Below are 15981 nucleotides of genomic sequence, written 5' to 3'. Positions count from 1 at the left end.
TGGTATACCCACGCTCATAGACCGGTCAGGTATGCCTACCCCTTGATGGGAGCAGCTGATCTCAAAATGATAGAAAAACAACTATTATAATGTATTTGTGGAGTGCAATAACCCATGAGAGAGTTACAACCTAGTCAATATCCGCTCTGCTAAAACAGAGATATCCAATAGCTCCCGGAATGACGATCCACAGCGCAAGAACGACGAAGCCATACCAGTCAACCCAAATGTTCGTCTCTAAATAAGGAAATAGGGTAATCTCACGATATGCAGGTAGAATTGCTCTTGCAGCATGGGCAAACGCTGTCGAAGGATTAAGGCTAGAGAAAATTGCTAACCAAGCTGGTTGCTCTCCGACAGGAACTTCATAGCCGATTATTGCCGTTTGTAGTAATGCTGTAATTCCGTCCCAGAATAGCAGAATTACCGAATACATAGTCACAGCACCAGCAAGTGCGCGCGTCCGCGATCTCATACTGGCTGAGAAGCCTATCGCGATAGACACACAAGCCAGCGCATACAATAATGTAAGGAGCGTATAGAGTCCGAATTCAACAAGGGCGAACGAATCATATGAAACCAGCGCGACGAGAGCCGCAGCGCCATACCCAGCGAGTATCGCTGTCGAAACCACAGCAGTCTGACCGAGTAGTTTGCCGAAAAACACCTCTCTACGGGTGTTTGGAAGCCCGAGAATAAGCCTGATACTGCCGCTTGAGCGTTCACCAGCAATTGCCTTGTATCCAACCATAATCCCAACTAACGGCACCAAATAAAGGGCGGGTTGTCTCATACTATTCAAGAGTGCAAGTGTGTTCACGTCGCCGCTAGGGCTAGTACCTGACAAATCAGGAATCCATTGAATACCAGCTAAGAAGGTAGTGAACACCACGAACAGAATTATAAGGCCAATCAGTGTGTACGACCGTATTGAATCGAGATATTCCTTCCGTGTAACAGCAACCAAACTCATTGCTTTGATCATGACCGATCCCTCGCTTAAGGATAATGGTTATTCTTTTCCGTCAAATGGCAAAAGTCGTCGCGTACAATAGCAGCTAGCTATGCTAGTCGCTCTACTGCGACAATTTGCTATTTCATTGTGAACTTGAATTCTTGCGTTCTAGTAATAAAATTGATAGTAATGAGTATAGACACATATTTTTATAAAACCCGTACGAAACCTGTGTCAATGGCCGCGATCGAGCTTGATGCCGTAACTAAACAGTATAATGATGTCACCGCTCTTCAGGAGTGCAATCTTACCGTCGAAGAAGGCGAGGTCTATGGCTTTCTTGGACCAAATGGAGCGGGTAAATCGACAACAATCAACATTCTACTCGATTTCATACGCCCAACAGCCGGTCGGGTACAGGTTCTTGGTCACGATGCACAAAAAGAAACTCAGCAGATCCACGAGCGCGTTGGCGTTCTGCCTGAAGGATTCAGCACTTATGGCCGGCTAACCGGACGCCAGCATCTCAATTTTGCCATCGGATGCAAGCAAGCAAATGATGATCCCGACGCGCTTGCCGAGCGCGTGAACATCGTTGACGCGCTCGATCGGAGGGCTAGTGGTTACTCAAAGGGAATGAGCCAACGTTTGGTCCTTGCAATGGCGCTTGTCGGCCAACCCGATCTGTTGATTCTCGACGAACCCTCTACAGGACTCGATCCCGCAGGTACGCGTGAGATGCGTGAAATTATCCGAGAAGAACAAGCACGTGGTGCGACCGTCCTCTTTTCGAGTCATATCCTCGACCAAGTCGAGAGCGTTTGTGACCGTGTAGGTATCCTTCATGATGGAGGACTAGTTGCAGAGGATACTGTCGAAGGACTGCGTGAAGCCGCACAGGCCGAAGCGATGCTCCACATCGAAGTCGAACATCTACCAGATAACACACTTGCGAAAGTGCGTTCGCTATCAGGCGTTTCAGAAGTGAGCGCCAATGGCACTACCATTCACGTTTCCTGTGGTGATAGCTCGAAGACTGCAGTGCTCACTACTCTTGATGATGTGGGCACATCAGTCATTGATATTACCACTGAAGACGCCTCGCTCGAAGAACTATTCATGAATTATACGGCCAAGCAGTCAAGCCAGTCGGGCAAAGCAGATCCGGAAGCTCGAGCATAAATTGGCCACCTCTGCTAAATTGTGGTCAGACAGTGCGTCAGCGCCGCACCTTTCGTCGGCATGTTTGAGACGGCAGCAGTATCGACTATGCTACTACTCGGAAGCATCCATCTATGGTTATCGAACCCAGTATCGCAGGCCGCCAGAGCATATACTGGAGCACAACCTTCATAGAGCGAAGCGATCCGTGAGCAGCGCGATGATATCCGCGACTATCTCGCAAGTGAAGGTGTCGACGTGAGTACGTGGAACGACGATGCTGATGCTTCTACCCGTGGAATAGATCGCAATACTGCTGATTCCGACTAACAACGCTTCTACTTCAGCTAGCGTGAACAGAATATACTGATCGACGCATAGGACTTGTAGTGGTCGCTACTGATCGATACAACACCTATACTTCAAAATACAAACAATATAACTACAAATCGTCTTAAGTTGATGCCGTAAAAACTCCCACAATCACTGCAGTGAGTATAAGATTCGCAAACGAGATAAGGAGCAGTCCTTTCCAGCCAATTTCGATCATCTGATCAATTCGTACTCGTGGTATCGCCGCTCGCAACCACTGAACGAATAAAAATACTGCCCAGATCTTGATCAGAAACCAAACGATCCCAAGTAGGATCGGTCCTGCTGGACCACCAATGTTGATCGGCCAATTAATCGTTGCTCGGCATAGCTGCTGTCAATACTGACTGCTCGGCCTTCCGAAGCAGTTCGCCTGCTGTGCTCTGTGAGCAATTAATAGCGTCGGCCACGTCAGCAACAGCTCCCTCTCGCGGTATCTCGTAATAGCCGACAGCGATCGCTGCCGCTAGTGCTTCCCGTTGTCTGTTGGTAAGCACTGTTGGCGACGACCATGGCCGGTACCCACGGACTGTCTCAATGTGCACTGACGTGAGTTCCTGGAGCTGGTCGTGGAGACCGTTCAGTGCTGTCGAAGAACCAACTGCGTCAAACCGAACCGTTCCGTCACCGTGAAAGATGATTGGTGGTGGGAACGCGACCGTCGCGTCAGAGACAGCGTCCAGCACTGCTGGCCGAAGTTCGAGCCGGGGTTGCTCAACAAGCGCGTATGTCCCCGCTGTATCCTCATGAAGAGACATATCAGTAACCACGTCGACACTGTCTAGTATCTCCGCGGCTGCTGCCAAATCGGCGTCAAACCATAGGAGTGCGGTCCCGTCTGGTGTCGGGCTCCAGTATAAAAGGTCTGTTCGCGTGGTCGCCGCGGCGTCGTTGACGGCCGCCTGTATCGGATGTGTCGGCTTAGCGTATTCTGCATGAAACGTGACGCGTTTCACGTTCGGTATAACTGTGAGCCACATATAAATAGCCGGATGAATCCGGGAATACTGATAATCTGGTTGTAGAGAAACGACCGCCAATGGCGGACAGATCGACAGAGAAGATACTAGTACGTGGTCGATCCGTGGCTTTCAACCAATACGGCGACCCCGAGGGGGAACCAATTGTATTGTTTCACGGAACACCTGGGTCGCGATGTTTTGGCAGGCTATTCGAAGATGTCGCACGGCGAGCGGGATTTCAGCTACTCACACCGGATCGGCCAAGATACGGCCAATCGGCTTCATGGCCGAAGCGGACGGTGACCGATACTGGTGCTATTGTTACTGGTCTATTGAATACCTGCGAGAGCGATAACGCGCGGATCATCGGCTTCTCTGGCGGCGGACCACACGCGCTCGCGGCTGCGGCGACACATCCGGACCGTGTTCGCGAGGTCCACATCATTTCTGGGGCAACACCACGCAGACTGGGAGAACCAGCCGCGAGTCAGCGGCGGCTCGCCATGCTAGCCCGCCAGACGCCCCGACTCCTTCGGAGTTTGTTCCGCGTGCAGGCGTGGCTCGCAGATCGATCTCCGACACTTGTCGTCTCCCAGTATACTGCTGAGCCAAAGGAAATACCTGATACAGAGGCACAGCTGATGGCTCGAGATTTCGTCGAGGCAGTTGGTAAAGGCGGGAGTGGTACTGTCTTGGAGTTTCAGCTGTTAGCTGAACCGTGGGGGTTCGATCTCGGTGAGGTTGACGTTCCTATTCAAGTATGGCACGGTGAGCATGATGCAAACGTCCCAGTTGGCGGTGTTCGAGACCTATACGCGTCGTGTTCCGATACCGAACTAACAGTCCGTGATACGGACCACTTGACAACGTTGTTGGCATATCGCGACGCGATCGCATAAGGGATTTCTCATGAACCGAAGATGCCCGAGCACTTACTGAAGGTGCTCTCGAGTATCTCATATCCAAATAATAAGCAGGTGAATGGACCCTGCAGTCAAGCCGCGAGGCTTCTTGCTTGTGCCCACACACTACTATTGAACATGATCACCATAGTCGGAGCACGAACGGTCGACGAGGAGAGCGTGGAATTTCTCCGCGAGACAGTTGGGACATCCTTTGAGCAGTATACTCGCAATCTAGGGAATGATCGGATGTCAAGCGAGAGCGAGGAGAAAAAAGAGTATCAATTCGCGAAGGGCGACCTCCGTAACTTTGACCCCGGTGAGGCCGTAATCTGCCGACAGGGCAAGGGGAAGGGGTGGGTGCAAGGCCGGATCCAGATGCTGAATCAGTAACACGGTAGTAGCCACTCCGAGTCAGGAAAGATTTTTTGATCAACAGCGAAATGCGGACAGCGGCGTGAGGACGATCAACAAAGAGAGAGATAGGGTGCCTCTGACACTCTCTATAGGGCCAGTCACCTCACCCGCTTTTTGTAACGAGTGGAATAACCACTTCTTCTGAAGGCCCTATAATCGGACAAATGTTGGTTATTTATTCATATAGGTACCCTACCCTATCCCACCAGCGCGCGGCTCCGCCGCACGTCGGCAGGTGGTGGTAGTGATGATTGCAGACGGCGGGAACAGTAGTAATTAGATTGTGCCCTTTGGCTCACTCCCTAAGGGATATATAAAATGGTGTTTCACAGCACCTCGGTACTGCATTTGAGTTTCAAACCTTGTGCAACAATCGCCTTCCTCGAACGGGCAATGTTGCACAAGGTCCCGACTTGACTCTCAAAATGAAATCGCTACGGGTTCTCGAAATCCCGAGCATGTTTTGTGGCAGTCTGAGCTGACGATGACAGTGAATCGATGAGCTTCTGGTCCGCTGTCCAGCACACCCCATCGATGTGGTCCGCAAGAGCAACATACGAGGCGTCATAGACAGGGAGCTCCTCTTTAATTGAGAGTGAGATAATTCCCGGAATATCAGCGAACGCGAATAGGTCGAGTCCGTAAGCAGCAACCGCGTCCATCGATTGCTCAATATGCGTATCATCAAGCATCGAGCTGTGTCTCAATGCGTTTGCCACCTCAAAGGGCATCGCAGAGGGCGCGCAGAGGTCGATTGCACCGTCAACATAGGCATCCCGAAGAGCACGCGCTTCGTTCGAATCACGTTCCGGAAGGAACCACTTTGCGACTACACTCGCATCGACTACATCGACTGTCATCTATGGCTTCGAATGCTCGCTCGTATTTTCATTCACGTCAGTAGCACGCCGCTCGGTGAATGTTCGTTCACGGTCGTATCGAATCCGTTCAGCAGAGTCCCATCCACTCTTATCGATATCCTCCGGCGACACTGATCCGTAAACCCGTTCGGTGAGCATCACTGCTCTTGCAAGGTCGCGGTCACTGTCGTCTAATTCGTGTTCCGCCAATACGTCCTCAATACGCCGTCGCAATACGGCACTCCAGTTGACTGTCTCTACTCCGTCCATTCGGTCTTTCGTCTCGTCGTCCACCCGAACACTGATTGTTGGCATATTTGTACTACATGTAGTACACGTAGTACAGATACAAAACAGTTACTCCTGAATCGCAGGCGGGTAAAGCCCCTACCTCAAGAAACGAGGGGTGAGTAACCCCGAGCGCGGTAGGCGGAGTAGTTCACTACGTCGAAAGAGTTCGTCAACCGTCTCCTGGTAGCGAGCGCGAATCAGTACGTCCGCATCGGCGTGAGTCAGCGCATATTCGGCCGGGATGACTGAGGGGGTCTCAGTCTTCCGACTTGCCGGCCACAAACCTACGTTGTGCGCCGGGCATCGTGCTCCGCTGGCGCATCGAATATGTCAGATTGGTAGCTGATGGCTCAAACTGAACAGCTCATGCACGCGTTTCGAGGGCATCCGGTCGAGCAATGCACGGGTGTCATTACTTGCACCATCCATCTCTATTTATCTTTACAATTAAATTTAAGTAATTGTAAGAGAGTATAATAGATAGCGCACAGCGACACAACGAATTCCCGGATGGAGGAATGCGCGTGTTGATGTCATGGATCGGAGGTCCCACCCCCACTCCGTCGCTGTGCGTCCCCCCTGACGCTTTGAGCTATAGCTGAGAGCGCCACCCTCAGAGTATTCTTGATGATGGCCCGTTGCTTGTGGAAATTGGCGCCAATTTCTGAGCGGGGGCTTCCACGGAGAGCACGAGCAATCGCGATGCTCATGCGAGGAGGTCTATGTGCTCTCTTCCGATCCGCATAAATTTCCGCTTCTTTTCGATTTCTGATGATTTGAACTAAGATCCCGAACCGATACACAATCGTCGAAACATTCACAATACTATTGTGTGAATAAAACTCAAGAATTGCTTATTTCACTCGAAACTGGCTGATCATCAGTTATGAGAACGTTTTCCTATAGATTACTCTATCCGAAATCCAGTTAACTCCCAAACAGTTATTGAGGACAACAATCACTCTCAAAATGATGTCAGAGGCACAGTCGACACCCGACGGGCAAGAGCGTACCGCATCCGACCTGACCGCCTTCCAGCAGAACATCCTCACCGTCCTCAGCGAGAAGCCCCAATACGGTCTCGCGATTAAACGCAACCTCGAAGCGTACTACGACGAGGACGTCAACCACGGGCGGCTCTACCCCAACCTCGATGACCTCGTTGAGCGAGGGTTGGTCGCGAAAAGTGAACTCGATAAGCGTACGAACGAGTACGACCTGACCGAAGAGGGGTATGACCTCCTGCTCGGAGACCTCAAGTGGCGAGCATCGAAGCTTAGTGCTAACAACGACCGCGCACGCGATCTTGAAGCGCTCGTAGAGTAGTCTACTCCCGATTAGATGGGGTAGTACCGTCATTCCGACGTAAAGTTATCAGTAGTTCACCCCATGATAGACCAGTGGTTGACTCACTAAGCACGCCATGCAAACCAGAAGAATCGCAGGGACCACTGCTTTCCCCGAGAGTGCCTCTGACAATCAGTAGCGGCATTGAAAACTATAGCAGTCACTTACTTGTCTCTTTTGTTTGAATGACATATATAAGTCGGACAGACGTCTGACGAGCAGATGACGCACAGCTAACATAGAGGTATCACTCTGTACAAACTTCAGATTATTTGTTCATCCACTTATTGATAACTAGTATTACATAACAGTTAAATAACAATAGTGCGTATTCACAGTTGAGAGCGACCCTGTCAGAGGCACCCCACAATATGAACTAACGTCGCTCTCACCCCTGGCCTGTCAGACCACATCACTACAGTTCTACATAAAAAATTCAGGAGTCTATTTAAACAACCCTGACTAGCCATCCTAATTTCAGCTGTGAGTTTCAACGAACCCTTCTAGTGTCAGGGTCCCTCTTTTTCCGGTCCCTCTCGTAAAAGATGGCACTTAGGAATGAGTGACATAATTCACATATTGTCTATCTAATAAACTACGTGTAACAATTAGAAGCTGAGGTCGGCTAGGTAGATTCGTCATGCACACTCTCATCCGAAATTTAGACAACTGAAATTGGTTTCACTCTACCACTTCATGACAGATCTGCCAGCTCAACTTTTGAGTGTGATGGTGAGGAGTCGAATCTCAGTCACGCTCGCGCATAGATGATGACGTGCCGCAATAACGGAAGTGCTGGATGAGTAGTAGATACCTGCTCAGTGATCGCGTCGCAGTCGATATTACGTCGATCCAGAAACCGCTCGACTGGTTTCAGCAGACCACGCCGAGCCAGAGACAGGTACAATCCCGTCCACTTCTGGAATCGAGCGATGCTGTTGGGACTGATGTCGACTGCCGCATCGAGGTGGAGGCCGCTCACAGCGATAGCTCTCTTGTACTGTTCGAGCGTCGCTATCGGAGCCAGATCCCACGCATCCGCGAACGTATCGACGGTATCGCGCGCCTCCTGTGACAACGATTCGGGTCGAACGAAATCCGAAACGGCAACGAGACCGTCTTCGACGGTCACGCTCGCCATCTCCGTGAGAAATTCACGCTTGTTTGGGAGGTAGGGTGGCGAATCGATGGCGGTACAGACGTTGAACGAGTCACGTTCGAATGGAAGCTGCAACGCGTCACCAACCACGAACTGCGCGTCCACGGTTGCCGCCGCGTTTCGCCTCGCCATCGAGACGTTGCACGGAACGAGGTCGATACCCGTGGTCACAAATCCGTGCTCGGTGGCGAGATGGAGGGTGGGACCACCCCGTCCACAGCCGATATCCAGCAGAGAGACACCGTCCGTCGACCCGAGCCGAGCAGCGATGTCGGAACCGATTCGTTCGGCGAGTCGACGCTGGCTCAATCCGACGAAATGCGGCTGATACCACTCGGAATAGCCGACGTTCAGGAATTGGTTAGTCGGTAAAAACAGGGCGAACGCCTTCCAAATGGCAGCACGCTCTCCCAGAGACGAGAACTGGTCGGCGATGCGCGTTTGACCGTCATCACGGCCCATTCTCTTTCACCTCGGGTTCCGATACTTCCGAAAAACAGCACGTGGAATCCTCACAGCCTGTCAGCTGCTCACAACTCCGCGGTCGGTTGTAATCGATTCCCTTGTGTCGTTTGAGATATGTGACGTAGCCATCGTCGACGCGGTCCAGCTTTTCGTGACAGACCCACTTCTCGCCGTAGCGGCCGGCCAAGAGGCTCCGGTACGGGCAACGAAAGACAGTTCGTTCCATACCGTTGATGCTCGCTGTTTGCTCGATACGGACGCCAACGAGTCGATAGGCGAGCCGCAACCGACGCACGACGGTTTCGGGGGTCTCCGCTCTGAAGAACAATCCGTAGGCGAGGGCGTATCCGAACGCGTGCAGGAGGCGCTCAATCACGGTATTCACTCCCCCCGTGGATGACGCACCACTTCAGGATGGCGTCCATTTGGACAGAGTTCGGTTTACTGTGTTTAGTCATGGTCGTGAGCCTGTCCGCCAGTCGGAGAGGCAATCGGGTGAACGTCGGAGTAGCCGTCGGGATCGTTAGTGAATACACGCTTGCAACTCTCCGAACAGAAGTGGTACGTCTCATCATCGTGAGTGACGGTTGGACCGTCCTCGTCGGTCCGCATCCCACAGACTGGATCCCGGTACTGGCCCGGAGCACCGAGACCCCGCCGATAAACGTAGAAGAGAAATCCCGAGAGCGCAAACGCGATGAGGTTGAGATAGAACGTGTAGTTGAGTTCGAAGTACGTCTGTTCGGTTGCGGTCTGGCCGCCGGCGAGGTTCGGAACGATGCCGAGAACGTCGAACAGCTCTTCCATGAGAAATCCCGAAAAGGCCATCGTTACGAAGAACACGCCGAGGATGTAGGTCATCACTTTCCAACCGTAGTACTTCCGATAGACGTTCAGCACAGGAATCGTGATGAGGTCGGCGTAAACGAACGCGATAACGCCGGCGAAGCTGACGCCGCCGCCCCAGAGCGCGACGGCGAACGGGACGTTGCCCATGCTGCCGACGAAGCTGATGACGGCGATTGCAACGCCCATGATCGCGTTTTCAGCACTGACGAGCAGCCCGTCGCCCTGTAAGAATAGCGCGTTCCAGACCCACTGCGGGATGAACACGATGACGAACCCGGAGATGAGAAAGCCCGCGATGACGTCGGTCCAGATCATCGACCACTCCTTACGATACTGGTTACCGATCTTGTACCAGCCGCCCCATGAGAGCAGTTCGTCGCGCCAGCCACCGCTGCTGGCCATCTCCTGTTCGTAGGTCTCCATGCAGCCCGCTGAACAGAATTTCACTGTCTGGCCCCCGTCGGTGACGAGCGAATACTCGTCTTTGCCTTCCATCCCACAGGTCGGGTCTTCGGTGACACCCTGTTCTCTATCACGCTGGGTGAGTTCCGCTCGCACGTCCTCGAAGAGATTTTCAGGGAGCGTCAGATGAACGAGCAGCGCCATGACGGCGATGAGGATGATCCCGCCGAGGAGTTCGGCGACGAGGAACTCCCAGCCGAGCAGTAGCAGGATCATCAAACCCAGCTCGACGATGAGATTCGTCGAAGCGAACATGAACGCGAGGAAGTTCACAACGTGAGCACCCTTTTTGAATAGCCCTTTGCCGATGGCGACAGCGCCGAAACTACAGCCACTACTCGCGGCACCGAACAGCGTCGCTTTCGTGAGACCGGAGAGGTCTCCCTCACCGAGAACCTTCGCCATACGCTCTTTGGAGACGTACACTTGGACGAGGCTGGTGATGACCAGCCCCATGATGATTGCCCACGCAGCGACCCACAAGAACCCAACGCCGATGCGGAGTGATTCGAGAACTCCATCGACGAGTGTTGTCGGCATAGTTCGAATGAGGTGGGCATCATTTTTGTCGATTGTTGCTCAGAAACCGAAGAAAGAGAGGCGCTATATTGCGGAATTGGAAGACACTATCAACCGGACCCGACGGCAGTATAGAAGAGAATTATTGGCGTCTGCGGACGGAATAAAAGCAGTACACTATTGATTCTCTCTATTTGAAGGCGGATTTCGTCGTATTGAGAGCGGACAAACAACTGACACTATATTGATATGAACAGTAATAATCACGAATATCAATTTGAGCCGTAGATTTCCTCTATCTCGGTTTCAGCTGGATTTTCATGGTTCTATGACCCCTGCTTTAGTTCGAAGGTTGTCGGTGATATTACCGGAACTGTGAAAGCCATAATCGCAATAAAGCATCGACGTGTCAGTAGATACTGTATCATGTCGACGACGAATACGCTCGAAACGGAGATATTGAATCGGTCGGTGAGATTTGACTATTCCGAACGATGGATCGGCTACTCGTTGTTCCTGCTTCGAATCATGATGGGATGGACGCTCTTTCAGGGCGGGATTACCAAACTCATCACGTATCTCGATGATGATCCAGCAAACAACTGGACTGCGGCTGGGTTCTTGACGGGTGCAGTCCCGGAGGGCAATCCACTGATGGGTGCGTGGGTCGATATGGCTGGCAGTCCCCTCATCGACCTGTTGAACATGTGGGGTCTCACGCTGACCGGACTCGCGCTCATCCTCGGTGCGTTCGTCCGATGGAGTGCGTTCTGGGGCGCGGTGATGATGCTGTTTTATTGGGCGGCTAGCCTTGAGGGTGGTCTGCTGGCCGGACTCCCGCTCGCCAACGGCTGGGTCGTCGACGACCACCTCGTGTATGCGGTCCTGTTGTTCGGCTTGGGCGCGTTCGGTGCCGGGCGGATTCTGGGCCTCGATTCCTATCTCGAACAGCTTAGCGTGGTTGAATCCAATCCGTGGCTCCGGTATCTGTTGGGATAAACGGAGCGTAGTGACCAACTATCGCTCCAAGCGTGTTCGCCGGTAGAACACGCCCACTACAAGGAAGATAGCGAGGAGAAGGTAGCCAACCGCCCAGCCGTGGGGACTAACGTATTGACATCGGTGTAAAACCGGTATCGACGATTACGCGAAGGGATGATGCCCGGGAAAGAGCTTCATCCGCAACTCGTAGCTGGACTGGACGAACAGCGGGTCCTGAAACAGTCCGATATCGAGCATCGGCAGGACCAACATAATCCAGATTCCCGCGGTTGGTCGAACACCGCGACGACGGCCACGCGCGAGGGGGCGAACGGCTCCGAGAGTCAGTCATTGATCGCAGTGCTGTCCACGATATCATAAAAATTACTGGTCCCTACATTCCCCGACTTACAGCCAGACAAGAGCGTCGTCTGCCGATTACTCGAAGATGGGTTCGACGTCTATCCCATCGATTGGAACAAGCCTTGAGATCGGTTGGCTTACTGTATCCTTGTTACTTCAGATGTATTCTGATCATTTGATGTGTGAGACTGGTCATAGAGAGAAGGCTTCCGCTTCGTTAGCGGAGGAATCCGAGCAGCTTGTAGTCGTGGTCGGGGGTATACCGCCGGAACAGCAGGCTGTTCGAGAGCACCGAGACGCTCGAAAAGGCCATCGCGGCCGCGGCCAACACCGGTTGGAGCAATCCCAGCGAGGCGAGCGGAATCATCGCCGTGTTGTAGCCGAGCGCCCAGAAGAGGTTTTGCTTGATCTTCTGGAGCGTGCCGTCGGAGATGCGGATGGCCTTCACCACGTCGAGGGGATCGTCGCGCATCAGCGTGACGTCGGCGGCCTCGATAGCGACATCAGTACCGGAGCCGATGGCGGTGCCCACGTAGGCGGTTGCGAGCGCGGGCGCGTCGTTGACGCCGTCGCCGACCATCATCGCCCTCCGACCGTCCTGCTGGATGGCGTCGAGCGCATCGGATTTATCCTCGGGAAGAACCTCCGCGCGAACGTTGTCGGGGTCGATCCCCACCTCTTCGGCGACCGCTCTGGCCGTCCGCTCGTTGTCGCCGGTGATCATATGGACCGCGAGATCCCGTTCGTGGAGCGCCGCAACGGCCTCTTTCGCGCTCTCTTTAACCGTATCGGCGTCAGCCACCAGCCCCAGCAGAGTATCGTTGCTAGCAACCAACATCGCGGTCTTGCCCTCACCTTCGAGCCGTTCGAGTTCGTCCTCGGCGGCCGATGGATCGATGTCATTGTCGCGCATGAGTTTGCGGTTGCCGACGAGCACTTCCTCGCCGTCGACCGTCGCACGGACTCCGTGGCCGGGAACGTTCTCGAAGTTCTCGGGGTCAGTGAGGTCGATGCCGCGCTCTTCAGCGCCCTCAACGATGGCCTGCGCGAGCGGGTGCTCGCTGCCAGCTTCGGCACTCGCCGCAGCGTGGAGTACGGTCTCCTCGTTGATTTCCGTTTCAGCTCCCGGTTCTGCCTCTCCTCTGATCGCCTGTGTACCACCGTCGGCTGCCGTCTCAGCGTCGCCACCGTCAGTGGCGGTGCGAGTGCTGTCGAGCGGAACGACGTCGGTCAGTTCCATTTCACCTTCAGTGAGTGTCCCCGTTTTGTCGAACACTACCGTGTCGACGTCCTTGGCGCGTTCGAGGATGTCACCACCCTTGAACAGCACGCCTGTCTGGGCACCGATAGATGTCCCGACCATTGTCGCCGCCGGCGTCGCCAGCCCGAGCGCACAGGGGCAGGCGATGAGCACGGCGGAGGCGAAGACGACCACAGCGAACTCGAAGATCGAGACCGTACCGCCAGCCACTGCCGGTCCGCCCGCGACGAGTCCCCACAGCGGCAGTGCGCCGACGAATCCTGCGAGTGCTTCGGGGAACAGATACCAGACGAGACCCCACAGCAGCGCGTTCGCTATCACGATAGGCACGAAATACGACGAGATGCGGTCGGCGAGATTCTGAATGTCGGGCTGGCGAGACTGAGCTTCCTTCACAGTCTGGACGATCTGCTGGAGCGCCGTGTCCGCGCCGACCTTGGTCGCTTCAACAGTGAGGACACCATTCTCGTTGATGGTCGAACCCACGACTTCGTCACCTTCCTCCTTTTCGACGGGCACCGACTCGCCGGTGACCATCGACTCGTCGACTGCCGACTGGCCGTCGACCACCACGCCGTCGGTCGGAATCTGCTCACCCGGCCGGATCTTCATCCAGTCGCCGACATCGACCTCATCGAGAGGGACTTCCTCTTCATTTCCATCCTCATCGACGACGGTTGCGGTGTCGGCCTCCATCTCCAAGAGCTGCTGGAGTGCCTCGCTAGCCTGTCCCTTCGAGCGGGCTTCGAGGTAGTTGCCGAGCGTGATGAACACGAGGATCAGCGCGGCGGTGTCGAAGTACAGCCCGCCCGCGAGCAGGCCTAACAGGACCACGACCGAGTAGAGGTACGCGGTCGTCGAGCCGAGCGCAATCAACACGTCCATGTTCGCCGAGCGGTTTTTCACGAGCGCCTTGTACGAGTTCTTGTAGAACGGCCAGCCGAGGACAGCCTGCACGGGCGTCGCAAGTAGGAACTCGACCCAGCCGAACTCAATGCCGAAAATCGTCTCGGGGAGCGCCCCGCCGCCCAAAATGAATTTCTCGATGAGGAACGCGAGCATCGGGAGCGAGAGTGCTGCGCCGAACAGCGTCAGCCGAAGTTGGTGGCGGATCTCTTCGTTCCGTGCGGCGTCGCGCTGGTCCTGCTCGGAGTCCCCACTCCCGTCGTCGCGCACGGGTGAGTAGCCAGCGCTCTCAATCGCATCGTAGAGCTGCTCGCAGTCGGTTTCGGCGGGGTTGTACTCGACGTTCGCCTCGTCGGTCGCGTAGTTGACTTCCGCCGAAATCACGCCAGGAACGTCTTCGAGCGCTTCCTCGTTGGTCTCGGCGCAGTTTGCACACGTCATATCCGTAATGCCAATGGAGGCTGACGTGCTCAGTGCGCTGTACCCGGCGTCGTCGATTGCCGTGTAGATCGCCGCGAGTGACGTTGCTTCCGGGTCGTATTCGACAGTTCCCTCGTCGGTGGCGAAGTTGATGTTCGCCTCGCTCACCCCGTCGAGGTCGGTGAGGGCCTGAGTGATTGTTTGCGAACAGTTCGCACAACTCATGCCCTGTATGTCGAGTTGTGTTTTTCGGTGACTCATCACCAGTAACTACGTGATGCTCGTTTAATGCGGTTGTTCTTATGATACTCAAGGCTCAGGCCTGTGCAGACTTATGGTTCGAAAGTGGTTGCGATGAGAGTCAATCTACCCTGTTGCTTCCTCTTCCATCCGTTCGTACTGCTCTTCAAACCGGGCTTCACACGAGGAACAGCAGAACTGGTGGAGTTCGTCGCCGATACGGGCGGCAGTCCCTTCACGGGTGACGGTATTGCCGCACTCAGCACACGTCAGAGCGAACTTCGTTTCCCTGAGGGTGGGCGTCCATTTGACACCCGTCAGAAGCTGTACGTCGTAGTCCTTGATGCTCCGTACGTCGAGTATCTCTGCAAGCCACGTTGGGACATCGCCATCGACAACGAGTGCGTAGCAGAGGAGATCGTGTTCGGCGGTCGTGAACACGTATTCGACTGCTTCGGCTTCGAGAAGCTCTGCACGGACGGATTCGAACCGTTCCGATTTAACCGTGAGCTTCAGGAGAATGGGAACGCCCTCGTAAAGCTGTGACCGGTCGACATCGACGGTAAAGCGACGGATGATGCCTATCTCCTGTAGCCGCTTGACACGCTCTGAGACAGCCGGTGGCGACAGATCAACCACCTCGGCGATTTCGCTCCACGGCTGACGTGCATCGCTCAGCAACAGGTCGAGGATTTCGAGGTCCGTTTCATCGAGATCGCGCATACTGTTACTGACGGCATCAACCACTAAATGCTCTTCCGAATATCCACTTTGGAACCAACAGCTTCCGGGTCATCAAACCACCACTATCGAAGCAGAAATCGGAATAAATCAGGCGGGCATAGGATTACCTGTATGACGACGACAATCACAGTCGAAGGAATGAGCTGCGAGCACTGTGAACAGACTGTCGAGGAGGCACTTCAGGGCATCTCCGGCGTCTCGGATGTCCGTGCGGATCACGAGGCGGAAAACGCCACAATTGAGGGTGACCCTGACAGCGACGCCATCGTCCGAGCAGTCGAAGACACGGGTTACGAAGCCTCGGTGTGAGCATTCCACCCTATTCCACCGCACAAAAGAAATCCA

At 54.2% G+C, this 15981-nt stretch carries 15 protein-coding genes and 1 pseudogene; 6 read left to right on the top strand and 10 right to left on the bottom strand.

The window, feature by feature from the left end; translation table 11 throughout:
- Nucleotides 1–130: 130 nt before the first annotated feature.
- Entirely contained in the window at nt 131–973 is an 843-nt protein-coding gene (locus HACJB3_RS18870; RefSeq protein WP_008414018.1) for an ABC transporter permease subunit, read from the bottom strand.
- A gap of 219 nt (nt 974–1192) precedes the next feature.
- On the opposite strand from HACJB3_RS18870, the gene HACJB3_RS18865 reads away from it, so the two are divergent.
- Nucleotides 1193–2137, top strand: a complete 945-nt coding sequence (locus HACJB3_RS18865; protein WP_008414019.1) for an ABC transporter ATP-binding protein — start codon at nt 1193–1195, stop codon at nt 2135–2137.
- A gap of 433 nt (nt 2138–2570) precedes the next feature.
- On the opposite strand, the pseudogene HACJB3_RS18860 reads toward HACJB3_RS18865, so the two are convergent.
- Both HACJB3_RS18860 and HACJB3_RS14865 read right to left on the bottom strand, forming a co-directional pair.
- A pseudogene (locus HACJB3_RS18860) lies at nt 2571–2792 on the bottom strand (NADH-quinone oxidoreductase subunit H); the annotation flags it as partial.
- Between the two features lie 7 nt (nt 2793–2799).
- A complete protein-coding gene (locus HACJB3_RS14865) occupies nt 2800–3468 on the bottom strand; it encodes a helix-turn-helix domain-containing protein (RefSeq protein ID WP_008414020.1) in 669 nt (222 codons plus the stop codon).
- Between the two features lie 59 nt (nt 3469–3527).
- Between HACJB3_RS14865 and HACJB3_RS18855 the strand changes: the two genes are divergently transcribed.
- A complete protein-coding gene (locus HACJB3_RS18855) occupies nt 3528–4349 on the top strand; it encodes an alpha/beta fold hydrolase (protein ID WP_008414021.1) in 822 nt (273 codons plus the stop codon).
- Between the two features lie 141 nt (nt 4350–4490).
- Entirely contained in the window at nt 4491–4745 is a 255-nt protein-coding gene (locus HACJB3_RS14860; RefSeq protein WP_013199557.1) for a hypothetical protein, read from the top strand.
- 458 nt (nt 4746–5203) lie between these two features.
- On the opposite strand, the gene HACJB3_RS14855 is transcribed toward HACJB3_RS14860, so the two are convergent.
- Together HACJB3_RS14855 and HACJB3_RS19660 are read right to left on the bottom strand one after the other, a co-directional pair.
- Nucleotides 5204–5629, bottom strand: a complete 426-nt coding sequence (locus tag HACJB3_RS14855) for a type II toxin-antitoxin system VapC family toxin (protein ID WP_008414023.1) — start codon at nt 5627–5629, stop codon at nt 5204–5206.
- Nucleotides 5630–5944: a hypothetical protein gene (locus HACJB3_RS19660; protein ID WP_049946400.1), complete on the bottom strand. Its 315-nt coding sequence runs from the start codon at nt 5942–5944 to the stop codon at nt 5630–5632. It lies immediately after the preceding gene.
- Nucleotides 5945–6892: 948 nt separating this feature from the next.
- Here HACJB3_RS19660 and HACJB3_RS14850 point away from each other — a divergent pair.
- On the top strand, nt 6893–7246 hold the full coding sequence (locus HACJB3_RS14850; RefSeq protein WP_008414024.1) for a PadR family transcriptional regulator: 354 nt from the start codon (nt 6893–6895) through the stop codon (nt 7244–7246).
- A 772-nt stretch (nt 7247–8018) separates the two neighbouring features.
- Here the strand turns inward: HACJB3_RS14850 and HACJB3_RS14845 are convergent.
- The 3 genes from HACJB3_RS14845 to HACJB3_RS14835 all read right to left on the bottom strand — a co-directional run bounded on the left by HACJB3_RS14845 (nt 8019) and on the right by HACJB3_RS14835 (nt 10742).
- Complete coding sequence (locus HACJB3_RS14845; RefSeq protein ID WP_013199556.1) at nt 8019–8888, bottom strand: class I SAM-dependent methyltransferase; 870 nt, start codon at nt 8886–8888, stop codon at nt 8019–8021.
- A complete protein-coding gene (locus HACJB3_RS14840; RefSeq protein WP_241430820.1) occupies nt 8878–9267 on the bottom strand; it encodes a hypothetical protein in 390 nt (129 codons plus the stop codon). The genes HACJB3_RS14845 and HACJB3_RS14840 overlap by 11 nt, the downstream gene beginning before the upstream one ends.
- A gap of 74 nt (nt 9268–9341) precedes the next feature.
- Nucleotides 9342–10742 carry a permease gene (locus HACJB3_RS14835; RefSeq protein WP_013199555.1) on the bottom strand — a complete coding sequence of 467 codons (1401 nt, stop codon included), beginning with the start codon at nt 10740–10742 and terminating at the stop codon, nt 9342–9344.
- 405 nt (nt 10743–11147) lie between these two features.
- Between HACJB3_RS14835 and HACJB3_RS14830 the strand changes: the two genes are divergently transcribed.
- Complete coding sequence (locus HACJB3_RS14830) at nt 11148–11720, top strand: DoxX family protein (RefSeq protein WP_008414028.1); 573 nt, start codon at nt 11148–11150, stop codon at nt 11718–11720.
- Nucleotides 11721–12282: 562 nt separating this feature from the next.
- Here HACJB3_RS14830 and HACJB3_RS14825 read toward each other — a convergent pair.
- Both HACJB3_RS14825 and HACJB3_RS14820 read right to left on the bottom strand, forming a co-directional pair.
- A complete protein-coding gene (locus HACJB3_RS14825) occupies nt 12283–14913 on the bottom strand; it encodes a heavy metal translocating P-type ATPase (protein ID WP_049934609.1) in 2631 nt (876 codons plus the stop codon).
- A gap of 105 nt (nt 14914–15018) precedes the next feature.
- Nucleotides 15019–15615 carry a winged helix-turn-helix transcriptional regulator gene (locus HACJB3_RS14820; RefSeq protein ID WP_013199553.1) on the bottom strand — a complete coding sequence of 199 codons (597 nt, stop codon included), beginning with the start codon at nt 15613–15615 and terminating at the stop codon, nt 15019–15021.
- 132 nt (nt 15616–15747) lie between these two features.
- On the opposite strand from HACJB3_RS14820, the gene HACJB3_RS14815 reads away from it, so the two are divergent.
- Complete coding sequence (locus HACJB3_RS14815) at nt 15748–15945, top strand: heavy-metal-associated domain-containing protein (RefSeq protein ID WP_008414035.1); 198 nt, start codon at nt 15748–15750, stop codon at nt 15943–15945.
- Nucleotides 15946–15981: the final 36 nt, after the last annotated feature.

Source organism: Halalkalicoccus jeotgali B3, from assembly GCF_000196895.1.
In the GTDB taxonomy this organism is placed as follows: Archaea; Halobacteriota; Halobacteria; order Halobacteriales; family Halalkalicoccaceae; genus Halalkalicoccus; species Halalkalicoccus jeotgali.
The sequence above is the reverse complement of the archived record's forward strand: the minus strand, read 5'-3'. Positions and strand labels throughout refer to the sequence as shown.

Coding starts and splice junctions, on each gene's coding strand:
- HACJB3_RS14865 (WP_008414020.1), bottom strand. CDS start 3,468: ATGTGGCTCACAGTTATACCGAACGTGAAACGCGTCACGTTTCATGCA.
- HACJB3_RS14815 (WP_008414035.1), top strand. CDS start 15,748: ATGACGACGACAATCACAGTCGAAGGAATGAGCTGCGAGCACTGTGAA.
- HACJB3_RS14855 (WP_008414023.1), bottom strand. CDS start 5,629: ATGACAGTCGATGTAGTCGATGCGAGTGTAGTCGCAAAGTGGTTCCTT.
- HACJB3_RS19660 (WP_049946400.1), bottom strand. CDS start 5,944: ATGCCAACAATCAGTGTTCGGGTGGACGACGAGACGAAAGACCGAATG.
- HACJB3_RS14835 (WP_013199555.1), bottom strand. CDS start 10,742: ATGCCGACAACACTCGTCGATGGAGTTCTCGAATCACTCCGCATCGGC.
- HACJB3_RS18870 (WP_008414018.1), bottom strand. CDS start 973: ATGAGTTTGGTTGCTGTTACACGGAAGGAATATCTCGATTCAATACGG.
- HACJB3_RS14860 (WP_013199557.1), top strand. CDS start 4,491: ATGATCACCATAGTCGGAGCACGAACGGTCGACGAGGAGAGCGTGGAA.
- HACJB3_RS14820 (WP_013199553.1), bottom strand. CDS start 15,615: ATGCGCGATCTCGATGAAACGGACCTCGAAATCCTCGACCTGTTGCTG.
- HACJB3_RS14845 (WP_013199556.1), bottom strand. CDS start 8,888: ATGGGCCGTGATGACGGTCAAACGCGCATCGCCGACCAGTTCTCGTCT.
- HACJB3_RS14825 (WP_049934609.1), bottom strand. CDS start 14,913: ATGAGTCACCGAAAAACACAACTCGACATACAGGGCATGAGTTGTGCG.
- HACJB3_RS18865 (WP_008414019.1), top strand. CDS start 1,193: ATGGCCGCGATCGAGCTTGATGCCGTAACTAAACAGTATAATGATGTC.
- HACJB3_RS14850 (WP_008414024.1), top strand. CDS start 6,893: ATGTCAGAGGCACAGTCGACACCCGACGGGCAAGAGCGTACCGCATCC.
- HACJB3_RS14830 (WP_008414028.1), top strand. CDS start 11,148: ATGTCGACGACGAATACGCTCGAAACGGAGATATTGAATCGGTCGGTG.
- HACJB3_RS18855 (WP_008414021.1), top strand. CDS start 3,528: ATGGCGGACAGATCGACAGAGAAGATACTAGTACGTGGTCGATCCGTG.